The organism is Pseudomonas sp. GT1P32, from assembly GCF_054897805.1.
In genome coordinates, this window is record NZ_CM142704.1 from 166723 (window position 1) to 188640 (window position 21918).

The 21918-nt window shown below is 56.0% G+C and carries 14 protein-coding genes and 1 pseudogene; 9 read left to right on the forward strand and 6 right to left on the reverse strand.

The genetic code is table 11. The annotated features are described in order from the left end of the window. Positions 1-139: 139 nt before the first annotated feature. Positions 140-1822: a dihydroxy-acid dehydratase gene (gene ilvD, locus ACYZUC_RS00835; protein WP_461992771.1), complete on the reverse strand. Its 1683-nt coding sequence runs from the start codon at positions 1820-1822 to the stop codon at positions 140-142. A gap of 385 nt (positions 1823-2207) precedes the next feature. Between ilvD and mqo the strand changes: the two genes are divergently transcribed. The 3 genes from mqo to ACYZUC_RS00850 all read left to right on the forward strand — a co-directional run bounded on the left by mqo (position 2208) and on the right by ACYZUC_RS00850 (position 6732). Then, entirely contained in the window at positions 2208-3854 is a 1647-nt protein-coding gene (gene mqo, locus ACYZUC_RS00840; RefSeq protein ID WP_192229085.1) for a malate dehydrogenase (quinone), read from the forward strand. A gap of 169 nt (positions 3855-4023) precedes the next feature. Next, complete coding sequence (gene dapF, locus ACYZUC_RS00845) at positions 4024-4839, forward strand: diaminopimelate epimerase (RefSeq protein WP_461992773.1); 816 nt, start codon at positions 4024-4026, stop codon at positions 4837-4839. 705 nt (positions 4840-5544) lie between these two features. Then, positions 5545-6732, forward strand: a complete 1188-nt coding sequence (locus tag ACYZUC_RS00850; protein WP_461992775.1) for a hypothetical protein — start codon at positions 5545-5547, stop codon at positions 6730-6732. Positions 6733-6860: 128 nt separating this feature from the next. Here the strand turns inward: ACYZUC_RS00850 and ACYZUC_RS00855 are convergent. Next, positions 6861-7025 (reverse strand): annotated as a pseudogene (locus ACYZUC_RS00855) (DUF4113 domain-containing protein); the annotation flags it as partial. A 294-nt stretch (positions 7026-7319) separates the two neighbouring features. Between ACYZUC_RS00855 and ACYZUC_RS00860 the strand changes: the two are divergent. Continuing rightward, positions 7320-11711, forward strand: coding sequence for an NACHT domain-containing protein (locus tag ACYZUC_RS00860; RefSeq protein ID WP_461992777.1), 4392 nt, complete (start codon positions 7320-7322; stop codon positions 11709-11711). Between the two features lie 413 nt (positions 11712-12124). Here ACYZUC_RS00860 and ACYZUC_RS00865 read toward each other — a convergent pair whose 3' ends face one another. Beyond that, entirely contained in the window at positions 12125-12820 is a 696-nt protein-coding gene (locus tag ACYZUC_RS00865; protein WP_461992779.1) for a hypothetical protein, read from the reverse strand. Positions 12821-13459: 639 nt separating this feature from the next. Between ACYZUC_RS00865 and ACYZUC_RS00870 the strand changes: the two genes are divergently transcribed. Further along, a complete protein-coding gene (locus tag ACYZUC_RS00870; RefSeq protein ID WP_461992781.1) occupies positions 13460-14449 on the forward strand; it encodes a hypothetical protein in 990 nt (329 codons plus the stop codon). A gap of 171 nt (positions 14450-14620) precedes the next feature. Here ACYZUC_RS00870 and ACYZUC_RS00875 read toward each other — a convergent pair whose 3' ends face one another. Then, entirely contained in the window at positions 14621-15820 is a 1200-nt protein-coding gene (locus ACYZUC_RS00875) for a PIN domain-containing protein (protein WP_461992783.1), read from the reverse strand. A 639-nt stretch (positions 15821-16459) separates the two neighbouring features. Here ACYZUC_RS00875 and ACYZUC_RS00880 point away from each other — a divergent pair. From ACYZUC_RS00880 to msrA, 3 genes are all read left to right on the forward strand, one after another. Continuing rightward, a complete protein-coding gene (locus ACYZUC_RS00880) occupies positions 16460-16750 on the forward strand; it encodes a DUF6124 family protein (protein ID WP_461992785.1) in 291 nt (96 codons plus the stop codon). A gap of 194 nt (positions 16751-16944) precedes the next feature. Next, positions 16945-17310 (forward strand): hypothetical protein, encoded by a 366-nt coding sequence (locus ACYZUC_RS00885; RefSeq protein WP_461992787.1) that lies wholly within the window; start codon positions 16945-16947, stop codon positions 17308-17310. Positions 17311-17424: 114 nt separating this feature from the next. Then, a complete protein-coding gene (gene msrA / locus ACYZUC_RS00890) occupies positions 17425-17931 on the forward strand; it encodes a peptide-methionine (S)-S-oxide reductase MsrA (protein WP_192228409.1) in 507 nt (168 codons plus the stop codon). 56 nt (positions 17932-17987) lie between these two features. Here msrA and ACYZUC_RS00895 read toward each other — a convergent pair whose 3' ends face one another. Both ACYZUC_RS00895 and ACYZUC_RS00900 read right to left on the reverse strand, forming a co-directional pair. Beyond that, positions 17988-19427, reverse strand: coding sequence for a DHA2 family efflux MFS transporter permease subunit (locus ACYZUC_RS00895; protein ID WP_461992788.1), 1440 nt, complete (start codon positions 19425-19427; stop codon positions 17988-17990). Between the two features lie 76 nt (positions 19428-19503). Next, the gene (locus tag ACYZUC_RS00900) at positions 19504-20352 is read right to left on the reverse strand and encodes a type 1 glutamine amidotransferase domain-containing protein (RefSeq protein ID WP_461992790.1); all 849 of its coding nucleotides are present in this window, start codon (positions 20350-20352) and stop codon (positions 19504-19506) included. A gap of 121 nt (positions 20353-20473) precedes the next feature. Between ACYZUC_RS00900 and ACYZUC_RS00905 the strand changes: the two genes are divergently transcribed. Continuing rightward, entirely contained in the window at positions 20474-21400 is a 927-nt protein-coding gene (locus ACYZUC_RS00905) for a LysR family transcriptional regulator (RefSeq protein ID WP_461992792.1), read from the forward strand. Positions 21401-21918 lie beyond the last annotated feature (518 nt).

Below are 21918 nucleotides of genomic sequence, written 5' to 3' on the forward strand. Positions count from 1 at the left end.
CCATTCAACATTGATGTTGCCAGACCGGACCCCATCGCGAGCAGGCTCGCTCCCACATTGATTGCGTCAACGCGAAGATCAACTGTGGGAGCGAGCCTGCTCGCGATGGCAATCGCTCAAACGAGGCAGAATCAAAGCATTAAAGGTATTTATCGGTGACGGCACCCTCGGAGGCGCTGGACACCGTCTTCGCATACTTCGCCAACACCCCGCGTTTGTACCTGGACTCAGGCCGCACCCAGCGGGTTTTGCGCTCGGCCAGTTCGGCATCGGAAACGTCGACCGTGATCTGCCGGGTTTCGGCATCGATGGTGATTTTGTCGCCATCTTCGATCAACGCAATCGGCCCGCCATCAAAGGCTTCCGGCGTAATATGCCCCACCACAAAACCATGGGAACCACCGGAAAAGCGGCCGTCGGTAATCAACGCAACATCCTTGCCCAACCCCTTGCCCATGACCGCCGACGTCGGCGAGAGCATTTCGCGCATGCCCGGGCCGCCCTTGGGCCCTTCGTAGCGAATCACGATCACGTCGCCCGCTTTCACTTCACCGTTGAGAATCCCGGCCAGCGCGCCTTCTTCGCCGTGATAAACCCGCGCCGTACCTTCAAAACGCAGGCCTTCCTTGCCCGTGATCTTGGCCACCGCGCCAGTGGGCGAAAGGTTGCCGCGCAGCACCACCAGGTGCGAGTCCTTTTTCACCGGCTGGTCGAAGGGCAGAATCACGTCCTGGCCTTCCGGATAATCCGCCACGTTTTCGAGGTTTTCCGCGAGGGTCTTGCCGGTCACCGTCATCGCATCGCCATGCAGCATGCCGGCCGCGAGCATGCGCTTCATCAGCGGTTGAATGCCGCCGATGGCGACCAGTTCGCTCATCATGTATTTGCCGCTGGGGCGCAGGTCGGCCACCACCGGCGAGACCTTGCCCAGCTCGACGAAATCATCCAGCGTCAACTCGACATCCACCGCATGCGCCATGGCCAACAGGTGCAGCACCGCGTTGGTCGAGCCGGCGAGGGCGATGACCACGCGGATCGCATTTTCGAAGGCTTTGCGGGTCATGATGTCGCGAGGTTTGAGGTCCAGCTTCAACAACTCCATGACCTGCTGGCCGGCGCGGAAACTGTCCGAAGCCTTGTCGCTGCCGACGGCGTCCTGAGAGCTGGAACCGGGCAGGCTCATGCCCAGTGCTTCAATGGCCGAGGCCATGGTGTTGGCCGTGTACATTCCGCCGCAGGAGCCGGGGCCGGGAATCGCCACTTCCTCGATCTGCTTGACCTGGATTTCGTTGATGTCGCCACGGGCATTCTGGCCCACGGCTTCGAACACGGAAATGATGTCGGTGTGGCCGGCACCGGGCCGAATCGTCCCGCCATAGACGAAGATGGAAGGGCGGTTCAGCCGCGCCATGCCGATCAGGCAGCCCGGCATGTTCTTGTCGCAACCGCCCACGGTCACCAGGCCGTCGAAGCCTTCGCAACCGGCCACGACCTCGATGGAATCGGCAATCACCTCGCGTGACACCAGCGAATACTTCATGCCTTCTGTGCCGTTGGCGATGCCGTCGGAAATGGTGATGGTGTTGAAAATGACGCCCTTGGCCCCGGCGGCATTCGCGCCTTTCTCGGCCTCGATCGCCAGTTTGTCGATGTGCATGTTGCAGGGCGTGACCATCGCCCACGTTGAGGCGATTCCGATCTGCGGCTTCTTGAAGTCCTCGTCGGTGAAACCCACTGCCCGCAGCATCGCGCGACCGGGCGCACGCTCCACGCCATCGACCACTTGAGAGGAATATTTGCGCAGATCGTCTTTAATACTCATGACTGCTCCTCACCGGCTCATCGAAAAAACAGGTTGAGTATAGTGGCCCCGACGCGCGTGTTCGGACTATCAGGTCGGGAACAGACGCGCGGGTTTGCTCCGGCGTGATATTCTTCACCTCAACTTGGTTTGACCTATTCAGTTTGCGTGTTCTCGAGACGCGCCAACAGAATCACTGTCGCTCAAGTAGCTGAAGCCAATAAAGATAAAAAGTCAGTTCAGTAGGGACATATAAACTGAGGTCGATGGATCACGTCGGCCTTGTGTGCCCACCCTCCGGATCTCATGTACGAGCCCCCACGACATTTGCCTGAATGCCGTGTGAAACAAGGGTTTCGTTGTGAGGATGGAAGGGCGGATGACGTTTTATCAAAGGTGCTACAAGATGTTTAAGAAAATGAACACGGCCCTGCTGGGGCTGGCTTTGTCGATGGGGATCACAACCGTTCACGGGTCAGAGGCAAAGAAAGTCGATGTCCTGCTGATCGGCGGCGGCATCATGAGCGCGACCCTGGGTGTCTGGCTCAATGAGCTGGAACCTGGCACCTCGATGGAAATGATCGAGCGCCTCGACGGCGTCGCCCTGGAAAGCTCCAACGGCTGGAACAACGCCGGTACCGGTCACTCCGCCCTGGCCGAGTTGAACTACACCCCGGAAGACGACAAGGGCAATGTCTCGATCCCGAAAGCCGTTGAAATCAACGAAGCGTTCCAGATCTCCCGTCAGTTCTGGGCCTGGCAGGTTCAGCAAGGCGTGCTGAAAAACCCGCGTTCGTTCATCAACTCCACACCGCACATGAGCTTTGTGTGGGGCGATGACAACATCAAGTTCCTGAAAAAGCGCTACGAAGCCCTGCAAGCGAGCCCGCTGTTCGCCGGCATGCAGTACTCGGAAGACCCGGCGCAAATCGCCAAGTGGGTTCCGCTGATGATGGAAGGGCGCGACCCGAACCAGAAAATCGCGGCCACCTGGTCCCCGATCGGCACCGACGTGAACTTCGGCGAGATCACCCGCCAGTTCGTTGCGCACCTGCAAACCACCCCGAAATTCGACTTGAAACTGTCTAGCGAAGTGCAAGACATCACCAAGAACGAAGACGGCACCTGGCGCGTCAGCTACAAAAACCTGAAAGACGGCAGCAAGTCCGAAACCGACGCCAAGTTCGTGTTCATCGGCGCGGGCGGCGGTGCCCTGCACCTGCTGCAGAAGTCCGGCATTCCTGAAGCCAAGGAATACGCAGGCTTCCCGGTCGGCGGCTCGTTCCTCGTCACCGAAAACCCGACCATCGCCGAGCAACACCTGGCCAAGGCCTACGGCAAAGCCTCCGTTGGCGCACCGCCGATGTCGGTTCCGCACCTGGACACCCGTGTCCTGGACGGCAAGCGCGTGATCCTGTTTGGCCCATTCGCGACCTTCAGCACCAAGTTCCTCAAAGAAGGCTCGTACCTGGACCTGCTGACCACCACCACCACGCACAACGTGTGGCCGATGACCAAGGTCGGCATCAAGGAATACCCGCTGGTCGAGTACCTTGCCGGTCAGCTGATGCTGTCTGACGAAGACCGCCTCAACGCCCTGAAAGAATACTTCCCGAACGCCAAGGCTGAAGACTGGCGCCTGTGGCAAGCCGGCCAGCGCGTGCAAATCATCAAGCGTGATGAAGCCGCCGGTGGCGTGCTGAAACTGGGCACCGAAATCGTTGCTTCCGCTGACGGCACCATCGCCGGCCTGCTGGGCGCATCGCCAGGTGCCTCGACCGCTGCGCCGATCATGCTGACCGTGCTGCAGAAAGTGTTCAAGGACAAGGTCGCTTCGCCGGCCTGGCAGGAAAAACTGCACCAGATCGTGCCGAGCTACGGCACTCAGCTGAATGGCAGCCCTGAGAAGGTTGCACAAGAGTGGGCTTACACCGCCAAGGTCCTGCAACTGACCCCGCCACCGGCGATCGGTCAGGTAGCGGCCCCGGCAGCTGCCCCGGCTGAAGCGCCAAAAGCGCCGAAGGCAAACGCTGCAACTGATATGGCTCTGTAACCAGAAACCCAGTCAAAAAGCCCACTGAACCGGTGACGGTCAGTGGGCTTTTTTGTGTCTGGAATTCGGGGCTGGCGGGTAGCTTTCGCTTACCCTCACACAACTTGCAAAAGCACTGCGAATGGGGCTAGATCGCCTGCAAACGGCCATTCACCACAGAGATCTGTCTATGCCGCTGAGTTTCCATAAGATGCACGCCAATGGCGACGACTTCGTGGTCGTGGACGCGCGAAACTCGGCCAATCCAGTGACAAGCGCCCTGGTTCGGCGAATGGGGGATCGCCACCGTGGAGTCGGTTTCAATCAACTCGCCGTGGTGCTCGATTGCGAAGACGCCGATGCGCGATTGATGTTCTGGAACACCGATGGCTCCACGCTGGATGTGTGTGGCAGCGCAACGCGGGGTGCTGCGGACAGGCTGATGCGCGAATCGAATTCGACGTCGATAACGCTCCGCACCAACCGGGGGCTGCTCACTTGCCAACGAACCTCCAACGGCAACATTTCCGTCAGCATGGGGCAGCCGCTGTTCGGCTGGTCGGATGTTCCTCTGGCTCATGAAATGGATACGTTGGTTCTGCCCCTTGATGGCGGCCCGAGTGCGTGCAGCATGGGCAATCCGCACTGCACCTACTTTGTGGATGACCTGACAGCGATTGATATTGCGGCCATCGGACCCACCCTTGAAACCCACCCGCTGTTTCCGCTCAGGACGAATGTGCATTTCGTCCAGATCATTGACCGCAAGCATATTCGACTGCGCATTTGGGAGCGCTGGGGCGGTATTCCGCTGGGTTCAGGTTCGTGCTCTTGTGGTGCTGCGGTTAACGGGATTCGTCGAGGGTTGTTGGACGATACTGTTGAGGTTGAATGTGATGGTGGGAGTGTCACGGTTCAATGGGATGGCGTGGGGCCGGTGTTTCTTATTGGGCCGGTTGAGGCAGTTTTTTCGGGGACAATTGCGAATGGCTTGTTGAAAGATTGATTGCTGCTTTGTCGTGATTAGCGTTGGAGCCCCCATTGGGCTTCGAAGCAGAGCTGAGTGGGCCCATTCACTACCCTTCGCGAAAGGCAGCAATCGGCCAGAAGCGGACGGTCATCTCTACCTCTGCGACGTAATGAAGTTCGTCGTTGAAAATGACCAATGCTGTGCCTGCATCGCGGGCCGCCTCGCCTATCTGTGTCAGAAGAATGGCTAGATCGCCTTTGAAATCGCCGTTATCCAGGCACAACAGCAGGAGCGCGCAGCCGCGAGGGCGTGCTAAGAAGAATCAACTAATTACAGAACGCATCAGATTTAGGTTCCGGTGCTTGGCTCAAGCCTTGGGACGTATGCTACAGGCTCCCTAAGCAAGTGGTAGGATTTCGCGGTTCACATGCAAATCAGCGATTTATAAGAGTTGGATGGATTCATGGATATAGAAAATTTTCAGCAGTGTTTAAATTACATAGAATTTGCGAGCCCAGCCGAGAATCATTTAGAAAAAATAATCGCCATAGATGGAGCTTTAACAGGCACAGTCCTATGCTTTGCATCGAATTATTTTCATGCGAAATGCAAAGAGATCAAGATCTGCTAAAAATGTGCCGGCCGCGTAGACGCAGCATGTTCGACTTTTACCGGGCAAATCAGTAGATCTGAGCACTCAAACTAATTATGCTACAAGCATCAAATATTGGATGAGTTTCTATGGATGAGCGTATAGGACAACATATCTACTGGCTCTATCGTACTCGTCCCAATGATGCGTATCCTGAAGTATCATTTTCTCAGGCTGAAAAAGAAGGGGATCGGTTGAGGTCAGATATTTTATATCTGATTGAAGAGGATGAGAGCCTCAAAAAGCTTTTGTCTGGCTATCAGGTTATCGGCTCCTCTAGAAACTCTGTTACGTCAGGAAAAGTAGCGGCGTGGATTTTGTCTTGCATCAAGGCCAGCTATTATGGGCCATTTGAGAATCAGTTAAAGACTTATTTAAAGGAGTCGTCATTCCAAGCATACGGGATAGCGCTATTGGCAGGGATTGAAATAGAACGGACGCTAAATGTCGGTAATTATGGAGCTCTCATGAGTATTTATAATCTGCCCAACCTATCCTTGCAGGTTGCCTTAAGCGATTCTTTGGATGCCAATGCTTTAACTCCACAGTATTCGGCGGCTTTGGTCATTCCGTTTCGGCATCCACTTATGATTGGAGAGGAGAAGGATGGTGAACCACACCCAATAGTAAATGGGCGATTGGAGTTATTAGATGATGTGCTGGGTTGTTTAGCTCTAGGCGGTAGTGGCTCTGTCGCTGTACAGAAAGTAGCCACTTCTATAGTCGCTGCGGATGACGTGCCATGCTTCGGGTCGGCTGTGTGGGAGTATCATTCCTTTCGAGTAATGCCTGAAGTTTCCACAATAGTCGATGAAGATGCTAATAGTGCTGAATCATTACTAGATAAACTCTATGCAATGAATGAAGCCCAAAGGAATAGAGTAAGGTTGCCTTTAAGTAAGCTTAATGAGTTTTATGCCTGCAAGGATATCTCTGAGGCAGCGGTGCTTTTGCGTACATGTCTAGAATCTATTTTCTTGGACAATGACAGTGGCGAACTCTCTCATCGCTTGTCCATTCGGGCATCACTGGTGATGGGTGGATCGCTCGAAGAGCGCGTTGCTACTTATCGCATGATGAAAAAAGCATATGACCATGGATCCGCCGCCGTTCATCGTGGAAAAATATCCAGTAAACGACCTAATGAGGTCGCGATGGTATTACAGCAAGCCGCAAAGGTAGCGAGGCAGGCGATTAATCTTTACCTCGATTCCCCTGTTGAGGACTGGTTAACGCTCGAGCTCGGTGGGTCCTTGACTTATCCTTCTAATGATTAGTCCCCCAGAACACTATTCCGACCTTTATCAACATATCGATCAGAAGATCAAGCAGCAAGCTTTGCCATAGTCACTTAATGATCCTGATGATTTGCTTCAAATGACCGGCTAATCCGCCACTAATGCTTCTAGCTGGGGACTTGCCATAAACGATCGAGCTTCGTCCCGTAACTCTGGCTCATGAGGCTTCGCCGCATGGCCCACTAGGGACTTAATGGAACACTTGCCACTCGCAGAGTACCGCGGCCCCATCTACTGTTGATTTCATTTAATACCGACATAACCTTTGTCGAGAATGAGTTTACATACCCGCGCAGCGAAGGTCTTCGCCGTAGCAAGGGATAGGGTCGTTGACAACTTAGCCCTGCAAGTGACCAACTAGAAAAAGCTGGGAGGCACATAGCGAACCATAGGCGACTTTCGATATGTCCCTGCCAAGCCCTCGCTTTTGCAGCCATGAGCAGACATTCCGTCGTTGATTGGGAAAGCAGCCATACGACCCAAGCTCGCGCTAAAATCCCACGACGAGTGAACGAGTGTTAATCTTGGTCGATATGGAAAATTTGGTGCCCTAATCTCGAATGTCCGTGCGCGATGATTTCTCGACCAAAACCATTCGTACTCTCGCCGCGCGGGTGGGGTATCACTGTTCGAACCCAACTTGCGTGGGCTCGACCTCTGGCCCAGCGATCGATGAGGCGCGTAGCGTTAACGTCGGTGTCGGCGCGCACATCGCTGCCGCCGCCGTAGGGGGTAAACGCTATGACCCTAACATGAGCCAGGCCGAGCGCAGCAGTGGCGCAAACGGGATATGGTTGTGCCAGAGCTGCTCAAAGCTCATAGACTCTGATGAAATTCGCTATACGGTCGCGCTACTGCATCAGTGGAAGACTGATGCGATCCAGCGCGCCCACGATGCCATCGCAGGTGGTCGTCAGCTCGGTCCAGTGATACCGACTGTCATGCTAGACGCTGCGGACGAAGATTTTCTTCGCGGGCTCAACCTTCCGAGTGCAGACGCAGTCTATGCCGTCAGGGCGCGGATTCGCACTGCATCCCAAAGAGACATCGAAGCGTTTGGCGCTGCGCAAGGTCGGCCCGCGCGGGCCATTGCGCGAACACTTAGTCTTGAAGGCAGCACCGTACGTTACGTGACGCTCCAAAGCGTGGCGGGTTTGATAGCCCTTGCTGAACCGCTCGGTGTGGTTGCTTCAGGAGGCACCGGCAAGTCAACCACGCTTGTGCAGCTAGCAGAATGCATGGGGGCGGAAGATGGTCCGATCCCACTTTTAGTGCCGCTGGGCGAATGGTCTGATCGGCAGGAAGACTTTTTCAATTTTATCTTGCGCCGTAACGCCTTCGTCGCCTTCAGGCGGCAGCACCTGATGATGCTTTCCTATCACGGGCAGCTTGCACTTCTGCTCGATGGTTGGAACGAGCTGACGCCTCAAGCTCGACTGCGTGCAACGAACGATCTCACCGCCCTGCAGCGTGATTATCCACAGCTCGGCATTGTGATCAGCTCCCGACGCCAGGCCCTACCTGTTGTTGGCCAGATCGTAAAGATTGAATCGCTTTCGCACGATCAGCAGATGGAGCTTGCGCGGGCAGTACGTGGGCAGGAGGGCGAAGAACTTGTCGACCGGGCATGGCGTACTGGCGGCGTACGTGAGCTCGTTGGCAACCCTCTCTACCTGACGGCCTTGTTAACCTTACCGCGGGGTGAAGCGTTCCCCGAAACGAAGGAAGCTGTGCTTGGCATATTTGTGCGGCACAACGAGACCGCGCCGGACAGAGTCGAACGATTACTCCGAGATACGCTGGGCCACCACACTACCTTGCTAGGAGCGCTCGCCGTAGAAGCGAACCGAAGCGAAAGCACGGTTATTTCAGACGCAAGCGCCAATCGCACTATCTCAGCGATCTTGCGAAGGCTTTACGAAGACGGTCAGATCGGCGCTCAACCGAACCCCCGAGACATCATCGACAGCTTGGTCGACGCACACATATTGGTCCGTATGGCCGGTGCCAATGGTGCCATTAGCTTCCAGCACCAACTTTTTCAGGAATGGTACGCGGCAGCAGAAGTCGAAAATCTTATGATGAAGGCGGCTGCGGGCGATGCCGAGGCGCGTAGATATCTGCGCGAGAACGTTCTCGACCGATCAAATTGGGAAGAGTCGATTCTGTTCGTGTGCGATCGGCTTTCGCGCGAAAGTACAGAAGGCGAGCGTGTTGTGGCCGTCGCCGTCGACGAGACGCTTGGCATTGATCCGCTTCTCGCTGCAGCAATGCTCGATAGGAGCGCAGACGCCGTTTGGCAGCGCCTGCGCGATCGAGTCCTACGCTTCATCGGCCGCTGGCACACATCAGGAGTGTTCGATCGTGCAGTGCGTTTCATGGTCGCATCTGGCAAGCCAGAGTTCTCGGAGTACATCTGGCCACTTGCGTCGAATGATAATGAGCAGATTCAGTTCGCGACATTCCGGGCAGTTGATCGCTTTCGCCCAGGTGTTCTCGGGGTCGATCGCGAGAGACGTTTGCGTGCGTTGCCCTCGCCTCAGCGAAAAATCGCCCTGTCCGAGATCGCACGAAACAGCAGCTTCGACGGGATGGAGCTTGCCGCAACGTTGGCCGTTTCAGACCCTGATCCAGAAGTGGTGGTTGCCGTCGTTGCATCTCTGGAGTTTCGCGGCGGTGACCGGCATGTGAATCAAATCATGATGGCGGCTTCGGACGCCACCTGGAACGAATTAGGCAGAGAACACTACCCTGAGCACCTGACGGACTCGCGACTTGATACGCGCCTGGCCGCAGAGCGCGAAGCAGCAAACAGCGCAGAAATCCATCCGCAGCGTTTACTTGGTTGGATCGTCGATGGAAGGCCCGCGGACGCTGAGGCTCGAATCACGCAACTGCTTGGGACTACCGAAGTTGGTACAAACGACATGAGTTTCGAGCATGCAATTGCGCAAGCCTACTCTCAATACCCGAGCGCCGTTGCTGAAGGGCTTGTCGCCCGTATCTCTACCGACTTACCGCTTCCACATCGTGTAGGCGACTATCTTGTAGAGGCCCCGCTACTAGACACAGGGCCGGTGGCCGAGGCCGCCATCGACCCATCTACACCTGTGCAACGGCTAATTGCGGCGGCGGCAATAATTGGCCCGTTGACCGTCACGACACTCTTCGAACAGCTGATTGCAGTAGACAGCGAGATACAGGCGCTTGGTCGCTATGACAATCAACTTTCGGATGCCCATCATCGTTTAGTAGGTGCACTGTCAGCGACGCGACAGGACGCTTTCGTGCCGGCCTTGATCGCCAATGCCCAGAGTGGCGATCCTCGTCGAATTGGTTTACTGGCTGATGTTCTTGCCCGATACGGCAGAAGCAGTGCTGATTCCGAAATACCGTTTGACGCCGCGCACCGCCTAGGTATGCGTGACGTAGTCGTAGACTGGATAGAGACTTTGCGCACTGTACAGCAGCCAGCAAGGCACGAAGCTTCTGCAGTGGCACGGGCTGCAGGAAGATTGGCCGACGCAGAACTTGCTGAACCCTTGTTCGCGCTTCTTGAGCGAGACTTGGCGGACTACGACGCTGCACGCGCCGTGCGTCTCACGACGGGTCGCCAGGGAGCAATCAGCGAGATGGGCTACACCCTGATTTATGCCCGCGCCTTCAAAGACATGCATGATGCACCTGCGGTTGCCGTACTAACCCGCGGCCTTGGAGATCTCCGCTGGGGCAGCGACGCAGCAGGTGCGTTGCTTGGAATCTGGTCTATGGATCACCCGTCCCAAGAAAAACGCATCTTCGGCAGTTGGACTGATTATTCACAGCATCTAACTCGCAGGGCACAGCTTGCTGCGGGAATCCCACCGACGTCGGATTTTGCCGAAGCGATCTTCGTCATGGTTCGCGATCTTGGTGATGCGGCGAGGTCCGACGCAGAACAGCAACACGCGCTTACGCTTGCCGCTACCGGCCTTGCCCTCCCACACGGAGACAAGCGACGCGAGATCACAACTCTACTCGCTCTACTTCAACCGGTAATCTGCAAGCAGCGATTGCTCGCGGGATCTGCCCGTGCAGGCTACATCATCCCCGCGGCACTATTGATAGAAGGGGTGCGGAACGTGCTCACCGCGTCCCAAACGCAACCTTGGCGTCTTGAAGAAAATCGCGGCGAGTTGATGGGATGGATCGATCTGTTTCCCTTTTCTGATGATCCGCAGAGCGTACACACTGCCATTGCGCTATTACCAACGTTGCACCGGCGACCGCATGCATTGCGGCGTCTGCTCGAGACCGTGCCGCAAGCACCCGCTAGCTCCGCCCTCCTTATGTTGGAGCGCCTCGCCGCAGACGACCCTGCTTTCCTGCGTGAATTCGAATGGATGAACGCAGCGCTGAAGCTGGGTACAGAGGACTCGGCGTTGGCTGTACTCGATCACCTTTGCAGGGGCCATATTCCGGTTGGGAATGATCTTCGGCTGTCGACGGCATTGACTGCATTGGCAAGCAAATTTGCCAATGTTCGCGCAGCCATGATCGAGCATTACCGTACCCTGCCGCCTGGCGACATCCGCCGGGTTTTCGAAATGGCTTTGGACGATATGACCGGAGAGGATGTCTTCATGGCGCTGTTCGACGGGCACCTCGACGCACCACATCCCCCACGTGGCATGGGCAACGTGATACGGAATCTGGCGCTCGGTCGAAGGCCGTCGGAGGAGTGGGCCGGGGCATTCGAGGAGTTCGGGCTTCCGCTGACCGGCCTTCGCGCTCGGCTGTTTGCCATGCTTCCGGCGAACGATGAACGGGCACTATTGGCTAAACAGTGTCTGATTGAGATTGAAGAGTATCGGGACGTTCACGGTAGGGTTCTCAATGAGCCACGTCATCCGGACATTGGCACGGACCGCTCATGGCCTCCGGAAGCGGATGAACTCGTCTCGGCTTTAGGTCAGTAAAAAATCAGAGTGTTCTAAGGGGGCGATTACCAAATAGGGACCTGATAGAACCGCGTAGCCCAGAGCGTCAATAAGGTGATCCTTATTTTGCGGGTTTTAACCGCAAACCAGACACCTAGGTGGAATGTCTGAAAGGTTGCCATTTGGCCGATTGCCGCCCATTGCGAGGAGCCGCAGCCGACCCGAAGCTGCCCTTGGCGGAGTGCAGTTTACGGCAGGACGCAGACGGTCGAACAGGTAAACCGAGACGGTTAGCCTATTCCATGTCTTGAGGTCGACTCAGTGCTGATACTGCGTCTGCCACGGTGTAAAAGAGCCTGTTTTTTTCAACAGTAGGGGGCCTGAAGGTTAGAAAAAAGGGGCTCCCGAGTGATCGGGGGCCCCTCTATCAGGCGGTGGGTAAGTCGCCTTGATTAGAGCGAGAAGGCCGCCGCGTATTCCCGCGCCGCAGGGCCACAGACGACTACCATTTCTTCATGGAGGTCTTCGGGCAATACCCGGAAATCGTCCAGTGCATTGGTATGATGATCTCTGGCGACTTTTTGGATATGCGCAGTAAGGGCATCTTGGATCTCGCCCTCCATCTCTTTCTGGGTCAGCTTCGTGCCGTAGTCAAAGATTGTTGCGTGCCATTGGCTGTCCACAAGGTGGAAGCTCAGGACGCTACGCCGCGTTTGCTGACTTTCCCGGAAATAGTCAGCACTGGTGACGCGGTGAAAATACGCCGAATCGATTCGGAAATGCTCGGCCCGATCACCAGCGGCTTCCGAGCCAATCCAGAATTCGGGGATCTCAAACACAAGGCGCTGAAGCACCTCCTCAGAGAACCCGAGCATCGGAGTAACCTGAACCTGGAGGTGGCCAACGCGCTCCCAGAAATAGCGGCTACGTTCCGCGTACCATTTGAATGAGCACTTCACACCCACCAGAGCTTCCAAGGGCTCTTTGACCCGGAACACGTTGAAGGCGTGATTCCAGTTTTGAAACCCAGCTGCCTCTGCTGCCAGATTGAGGCCTTCCATGTACTTCACCCCCTGTTCCTTAGAGAGCTGTTTTGCGTGTTTCTTGATGTCTTGCAGGTTTGTTGCGGGTTGAGTTTTTTTGCTCATGGCTATTTCCTTAAGCCCGGCAGAGGGGTGCTGTTCGCGATCACCCCCAAGATGCCAGGCGGATAGCTAGGCAATTTGGGTGTATCAACATGCATTAGCTAAGGCGAACACGAGGTTGCTGTCTTACCTGGCCGTAACCATACCTGACGTCCCCCAGGTTGGGGAATAGACACACCTCATGCGCATTTCTGACAGCCAAAAGGACACCGCCTTGAAAACCTTCGCGACGAGCTAGTTAACCAGGGTTTGATGGCTGCAATCGCCCCAAAACTCCCTTCAGCGAAGGGCCGCTATGGGGCGGAAGCAGCCCTTCGTGACAGGCAACAATCGGCCAATAGCTGCCGTTTGCGAGTGGTTGTTTACGACCTAACGCGGGCACTTCCCATCCAGTAATCGGGTATGTTAACGGTCTGTCGGTGCCGTCTCATCGTCCCTCAGTCATGCCACAGCCGTACCTGCCCGCATCGTCTGCGGCCTTATTGTGTTCGCAGCGCTTTGTTCGGCACCGCTTGACATCGTCGCCGCTAGCTCTTCAGGATAATGCGGCATTGCTAAATCATATAATCAAAAATGCCCCCGTGGAGTTTAACTAGGATTGCAACCTCCACCTGAAACTTCCCAGACACGTGGACACGATCAGTGCAACGTAAATACTCGACAGAATTTGCCATCTCCTACATGAATAGTTATACCGCCATGGTGACGGCAGACCAACTGATGGGTGGCGGAAAGATGTCTCCTGAGCAGAAGGATATGTTATCGAGGTGCCACATCTACATCATCGCGGCCCGACCTGTAGTTAGATATAAGCCTGAGTCGATCAGTCATGAAAATGATACATTCGGCGGTGTTTTGACTTACACGGTAGCAGGAGCAGAACGACAGCTGCCATTCGACGGCTATCAGTGGAAGCTGGAGGACGATGCTACTCAGTTGGCATGCCCTTATCCCCACCTTGAAGTGCATGCACTGAATCCGGAAGGTAATTTAGTGACTTACATGCCTGCGAACGCGATCGCGACGATGTATACGCTCAGCGAAGCTGAGCATGCAGACCTCAACGCATTTCAGGTTCTTTATGTCGGGCAGGCGATCGGTGATGGTAGTCGGGGGGCTATGGATCGATTGATTAGCCATTCTACGCTCCAGAAAATTCTAGCCCGAGCGCCCTACGATCATCCTGACCAAGAGATCGCGCTCTTCATGTATCAGTTCGACCATTCTCAGGTTCTTTCTTCAATGGGTGGGCGTACAGACGGTACTATTGATGACGATGAGAACGACGCAAGGTTGCTAAAGGACATCCCAAATCCACCTGAGAAGCGAGAGGCGATCGGGGTTATCGAAGCGGCCCTCATTAGGTATTTTCAGCCCGTATATAATGAAAAATTTAAAAATAAGTTTCCGCATACCAAGCAAAAGGCTCTAAAACCCTTCTATGACCTCGATATCTCTGGCTTAATTGTGGAACTCGATTCGAGCGAACTGGGGATATTTCTGTCTTCGCCAACTGCTGACGCCGCCAACCACCATTTGGTTATGTTCGACTTAGTAGCGCCCTTGAGCCGAGTCTCATACTTTGATGTCTTGGGAATTTCGGAAATGCCTGGGATTATCAAGGCAACCTAGGCGGCAACACCTGTCTTTTGGCTGAAAGCGGGCCTCACGAAGGCCCGCTATTGGCCGGTAGCTACCTGTTGCGTCGACCGGTTGAATCCACAACCCAAAGCGGACACTAGCCTGTTGCGAGCTCGTCGCTTGGTGCTTGTCAGCTCTGGGGGGGCAACGCGTTGGTATACTTCATAGATACAGCGCGGCGAAAACGTCTCCCCAGTCGACTTTGTTGAACTGAATTTTTGTATCTTTCATCTTCTCACGACACCAAGCTTCGAACTCCTCTGGGTCTACTTCGCTAGGGGAAAACTGCCAATAAGCGACACCTCGCAACCCTTCTTTGTATACGTCCTCCGAGCTGTATATCCAATCCACTACGCTGTCGGTGGGCGTCCGATTGGACCTGGTTGCCTGCGCAAGCTGACTGAACTCTGTCGCTTCCGTAGCGTTGTGGGCAGTAGATCCAAGCTTCTCAATGATTTGCTCAATAGTTGCAAATATGATCCCTTCTCCGCCGGTATACCGCTGAAATTCCGCGAGCAACTCAGGGTTGGGTAAGCGCAAATCTTTTGCTGCCTCGCTAGACCAGCGAATCTCTTTTCCGTTTTCGAGAACCACGTTAACCGGCTTGTAGCACCAATCGCGCTTAACGTCGTTGCTGACAAAGAGAGCTTCGCCTTGGCCTGTCTCCGCACAGTAATAGAGGATCTCCTTCCAGATAATGAGATCACCGCACCGATTCTGTGATTTGTCTGCGTCTTCGCCACCTGGTGACAGCCGCGAGGCTGCCCGTGCGTCAAACTCCAAGTGCGCTCTTTGAGAGAGTTCATGAATATCAGCGGGGTTAGAACGCCAAGATAGCAATTCCTCGTAGAATTTCAGGAGATCAGTCCGATGACCATTGTCATTTTTGGACACTGCCTTCGCAATGTTCACAATAAAACCCGACGTCTCGGCTAGTTTACTCTCCAAATCAATTTTGCTCGGATACCCCAAATCCGAAGCGGCAGCACCATCCAATGCACGTGCAGCGCAGTCCCGAACCTCATCCAAGACTACCTGGAGCTTCTTGGGCAGCGCTTTATAGGGAGAAAAGACTTCTGGCTTATCCGAATGCTGGTTGTATTCATGGACAACCCAAGCCGGAATGACTAGGCGCGTGTGCAGTCTTTGCAGCCACTTCTGCCATGCTGCGGAGGCTTGCTCGTTGAGACCAAAGCTCCAAATCAAAATATTTGTGTCTAGAAAAACCGGGCAATCACTGTGGAGGAGCGCAGCTAACAGACGGTTTTGCTCAGCTTGGAGCGAAACAGTTACTCGTTTCGGGCGCAAACGGGGCCTGTCTAAACATACTGATTCAGGTTTGTCGTTTTCGTTGGTGGACATGTTGCTTTTCCTAGGCCGCTTGCAAGCGATTAAATTCGACCAGAGTCACTCATTCAAAACCATGATGGTGGCGCTGTAAATGACTCTGGACATGGCAGTTCCCAGACGTTTGTACACGTTTGACTAAGCCGATGACAGTGTACTCAAAGCTCAATTCATCAGGCGAAGTGGACTTAGGTATCCTCGACAGACGCTTTTTCGAACGGCAGCGTTTGGCCGAACTCTGCCACTGCTGACCGGCAGCTATTGGCCGTTAGCTGCCCTCCGCGAAGGGCAGCTATGGGTCGAATAGCGACGGTCTAGCGTCGACTGTCACTAAGGATGATCAGACTTCCGTCTGTTCCGCCATTTCTAGGGCATCATCGACTTCGATTCCCAGGTATCTGACGGTGCTTTCAAGCTTCGTATGACCAAACAGAGGAAAAGGGGACAGATTTATTTATTCGCGCTGAAAGAAAACCTGCTTCGGCCGAAATCAACCCCTACAGATTCGTCTCCAAACCCCATCGAAATTTCCTACAACCTAATAGGCTTGCACCTAGGAAGCGACCTTACTAACCTCCCTCTGCCGCTGCCAATACAGCGACCGGGTGTGGTAGCCCGACTTTCTCATAGGAGCCCAGTTCATTGGAGTTCCAAATGCTCGACGAAAACGTTAACCCATCCGAAACTTCTGAATCCCCACCCCGCAAACCCGCCGAGGCCGAGCGCCGTCCCAATCCCATTTTCACCATCGCCCCCAACGTCAATAACGAAACCCTCCTGGTTCACGCGTGCGAAACACTCGCTTCTGCAAGCGTTATGGCCAGTGAACTGGCGTTCATACTCGAAGGTCCCAAATGCAATTTGGCACTCGGAATTCAGCAAATGATTGCTTTAGCCGAGTTGACGGTGAATCGAGTGCTGGATCAGGTTGACCCGCAGGAGTAGGCGAGGGCGTTGATATAACGTGATGCGCCAACAGAAGCTCTGCCCCAATTTAGTCGGGGCAGGGCTTTTTTGTTTTTGGATTGAAGCCACAGCATCAGAGATCGCCAACCCAGTGCCTTCATCACTCGGAAAAGAATGAGTTAGGATCATCAAAGCCTAAAAACGGAACATCTCAAGCAAAGGACGAGACATTCATGGAAACCCTTTTTTCTCAAATCAGAGAGCGTTTGAACAATCGCCGATTTACCGTCGCGAATAACGCTCAAGGGCTGTCCGGTGCAGGCACCGTGTTTCACTACCACGTTGAGGGGAATGCCATTTCGAGCACCTACCAGGGCGGACGGATACGCATCGGTCATCAAGTCGGGCGTGTGACAGGCCCCGATACCATTGAGCTGCTTTTTCAGTGTTTGACGGCGGATGGCGAGATGCTTGCTGGCTGGTCTCGTGGCACGGTGGGCGTTGATCACGCAGGGCGTACCACTCTGGCCTTCGTTTGGGGTTGGTTGTCGGGCGCGACGGGTGGTGGGGAGTCGAGTTACGTCGAGCTTACGGCGTAGCGGTTAAGGTTTATGATCATTGCGTCGACACCCGTGCGGCAGTCGCTCCGACTCGTTCAACAGTCCGATCCGTAATCAATAACGCGCCACTTTCATTGAGGAGATTGACCGTTCATGACGACGCAAACCGAAACCGCCATCCTGGCCGGTGGTTGCTTCTGGGGTATGCAGGATTTGCTGCGACGTTACCCCGGCGTGCTGTCCACACGGGTGGGTTACTCGGGAGGCGATGTGCCGAACGCGACTTATCGCAACCACGGCAATCACGCGGAAGCCATCGAGATCGTGTTCGATCCGCAACAAATCAGCTATCGCCAGATTCTCGAGTTCTTTTTCCAGATTCATGACCCGACCACCCAAAATCGCCAAGGCAACGATGTCGGCGCGAGCTACCGATCTGCGTTGTTCTACCTCAGCGATGAGCAGAGAGAGGTTGCCGAAGACACCGTGGCCGACGTCGAAGCTTCCGGCCTTTGGCCCGGCAAGGTGGTCACTGAAATCACCCCGGCCGGCCCGTTTTGGGAAGCGGAACCGGAACACCAGGATTACCTCGAACGGCTTCCCGACGGTTATACCTGCCACTTCATCCGACCCAACTGGAAATTGCCCAAACGCGGGTAATCAAGTACAGGGGCGGCTCGAATGAACCGTCTCTGTTCAGCCGCTTTGAGGCAGGCTCAAACCCGCTTCAACACACTATCCCCCGCATCCTTGGGCAACCTGATCACGTCAACCAACGCCAACAATCCCAACACCGCCACACCCACAAACGCCACTCGAAAGTCAGCCACCTGCGCCTGCAACTCATGGCCTTGCACCGACATCGACGCTCGCAACAACAACGCGGCAACCGTCACCCCCAACCCCATGGCCAGTTGAAAAAACATGCTGAACAACGCCGACGCTTCGCTCATGCGTGCCTTGGGTACGTCGGCAAAGCCGATGGAGTTGTAGCAAGTGAATTGCATGGATCGCGACAAGCCGCCGATAAATAGCACAGAGGCAATCACGGCGAAGGGTGTCTGTGGGGTGAAGAAGGCACAGGCGACAATCGAGCTAACGCCGATGACACCGTTGACCAGCAAGACTTGGCGAAAGCCATAACGCTGCATGATCGCCGTGGTGAACGGCTTCATCGCCAGGTTGCCGGCGAACACCGCGAGCACCAGCAGGCCGGCGTCGACGGGCGATAAGCCGAAGCCGACCTGGAACAATAGCGGCAGCAAAAACGGCAAGGCGCTGATGGCCAGGCGAAAGAGTGATCCGCCGAAGAGGCTGACCCGGAAGGTGTTGATGGACACGGTGCCGAGTGGCAAAAGCGGGTGGGTGTGATGTCGGCAGTGATGCACGGCCCACACGGCGAGAATCGCGCCGGCGATCACTAGCGCGAGTCCTGAGTACATGGCGTTGCCGTGCTGGCTGCCCAGCCATTCCAGGCCGCCCAGCAGCGAGGCGCAGGCGCCGGCCAGCAGGGCGAAGCCTTTGCCGTCGAATGGGCGGACGTTGTCTTCTCGTCCTTCCGGCACGAGCCACAGAGCGGCAAATAGCGCCAATGCACCGAGCGGCAGGTTGACGTAAAAGATCCACGGCCATGACGCATGGGTGACGATCAGGCCGCCCACGATTGGCCCGAGAATGGGCGCTACCAGGCCGGGCCAGGTAATCACCGCGATCATTTTCACCAGGTCTTTTTTGTCGGTGTTGCGCAGCACGGCCAGGCGTCCCACCGGCACCATCAGCGCGCCGCCGATGCCCTGGAGCACGCGGGCGAAAACGAATATTTCGATGTTCTGGCTGAGCCCGCACAGGAGCGAGGCGAGGGTGAAGACGATGATTGCGCCGGCAAACACCTTTCGCGCACCAAAGCGGTCGGCGATCCAGCTGGACAGCGGGATGAAGATCGCCACGGCAAGAATGTAGGCGGTGATGCCGATGTTCATGTCGACCGGCGTAATGCCGAATGCGCTGGCCATGGTGGGCAGCGCGGTGGCGATGACCGTCGCGTCGAGGTTTTCCATGAAAAAGGTCACCGCCACCACCAGCGCGATCAGCCGGGTTTGCAGGCTGAGTCCTGCCTCGGCTGTGGTGCGTGAATCTGGCGTGGCGGGTGACTTCACCGAGGTGATCCTTTTTCGAGGTCATTCAAACAAAAAACAACGCCACGAGTTTTACCATTCCGGGACCACTCAGTCTCTAGCTCCGAGGCTTGAGACGCTCGACGATTGCCTTGCCCACGTCCAGTGCCGAACCGGGGTTTTGCCCGGTCACCAGTTCGCGGTCGATGACGACGTTGGAGGCCCACGGCGAGGTATTGCTGCGATAGACGCCGCCCGCTTGTTCCAGCGCCGTTTGCGGATAGAACTTCATCGCGCCGCCATTCAACAAGCCCTTGGCCAATTCCTCTTCCTGATTGCTGATGACCGTGAATTTGTAGCCGGCGTAGGTCCAGCCTTTGGTGGAGGCTTTGCCGCCGGTTTCGAGTTGTCGGGTGAATGCGACGGGATCGGCCAGCGTCGACAGCAGGGCAATCGGACCGTGGCAGACGAGGGCGGTGGTCTTGCCGTTGTCATGGAAGTTGTTCAGCAGTTTTCCCAGCGCGGCGCTGTGCAGCAGGTCCTGCATCGGCGCGTGGCCGCCGGGGACGTAGACGGCATCGAAATGCTCGTAGCCGATTTGTTCGACCCGCGCCAGGCTGATGACCGGCGACTCGCCTTTTGAAGTGACTTTTAGCTGATCCAGCAACGCCTTGTGCGCCTGCAAGGCTGTCACGTCATTGTTGAAATACATCTTGTCGTTGGACGATTGGTCCAGTGTCGGCGCCTTGCCGGTCGGCGTGGCGAAAGTGACCGAGTGCCCGGCATCGAGCAGCAGTTTTACAGGTTGCATCAGTTCGTTCAGGTAGAAACCGGTGGCAAAAACCTTCTGGTCCTTGAGGTCGAGGTGGTCGGAATCGGACAGCACGATCAGGACATTGCTGGCCTGAGCGTTGAAGGCAGCCGCGGAAATGGTCATGGCGAGGGCGAGTCGGGCGATAGGGCGCATGGGAGCTTCCGAACAGTGAGGTGATCGATCGGCGGTCGCCGGATCGTTGATTCACTATATTCATGCCTGTTTGGGCGATAAACTCGCTGAGAAGGAAAGCACTTGTTCTTTGGAGGTAAGAGTGACCCGTCGATTCGATTATCTCGCGGACGTTGAAGTGTTCGTCACCGTGGTGGAAAAGGGCTCGTTGAGCGCCGGGGCGGTGTTTCTGGCGACCACGCCGTCGGTGGTCAGCCGGGCGATTTCGCGCCTGGAAGCGCGCCTCGGCGTCCAGCTGTTGCGGCGCACGACCCGGCGTCTGAGCCTGACCGAGGCGGGCCTGCTTTACCTTGAACAATCCCGCGCGGCGTTCGGGTTGATCGACGATGCCGAACGAACGATCCAGGGGCAGGAAGGCGAGTTGACCGGGCGTGTGCGGCTGAGTGTACCGACGACCTACGGGCATTACCGGTTGCCGCCATTGCTATGCCGCTTTACCCGGCAGTACCCGCAAGTGCGCATAGAGTTGAGCATCAGCAATCGCAATGTGGACCTGGTGGCGGAAGGGTATGACCTGGCGATCCGTCTCGGGCAATTGCCGGACAGCGGCCTGATCGGACGCAAGCTGGAGGACGCGGGTTTGTGCCTGGTCGCCGCGCCGGACTACCTGAAACGCGCCGGCACCCCGCGCAGTGTCGACGAACTGGCGGCGCATGCCTGCCTGCCGTTTGTGATGCCCAGCAGTGGCCGCGTCGGGCCTTGGCTGTTTCGCGAACAGGGGGTTGATCGGGAGTGGATACCTGAGGCGAATGTGCAGGTGTCCGATGACGTGTTGGGCATTGTGTCCCTGGCCGAGCACGGCATGGGGATCTGCCAGAGCTACGATTTCATCGTCCGCGAGCGCATTCAAAGTGGACGCCTGGTGCCGCTGCTTGAACAGTCGGGCGGACGCTCCCGACCGTTCTCGGTGATCTATCCGCCCCATCGCCAATTGTCTGCGACCGCGCGGGCCTTGATCGACTTCCTGACCCGGGAAGTGGCCGAGCCAGCCAGCGAGCCGTCCCTGTAGGTGTCAGCGTACTTGATGCACCGCGTCGCCTGGATCGCCAGCAAGCCGGCTCCTACAGGTTTTGTGTGAGCCCTCAATCCCGAACACACCCACAATTTGTAGGAGCCGGCTTGCCGGCGATGGCGATCTCTCGGACGCCATCGCCAGCAAGCCAGGCTCCTACAGGTTTTGCGTAAACCCTCAATCCCGAACACCCCGACAATTTGTAGGAGCCGGCTTGCTGGCGATGGCGATCTCACGGACGCCATTGCCAGCAAGCCAGGCTCCTACAGGTTTTGCGTAAACCCTCAATCCCGAACACCCCCACAATCTGTAGGAGCCGGCTTGCCGGCGATGGCAATCTCACGGACGCCATCGCCAGCAAGCCGGGCTCCTACAGGTTTTGCGTAAACCCTCAATCCCGAACACCCCCACAATCTGTAGGAGCCGGCTTGCCGGCGATTCAGGCGACACGGTGTGCCTGAACAGATGCCATCGCCAGCAAGCCCGCTCCTACAGCTTTTTATGAAAAATATTCA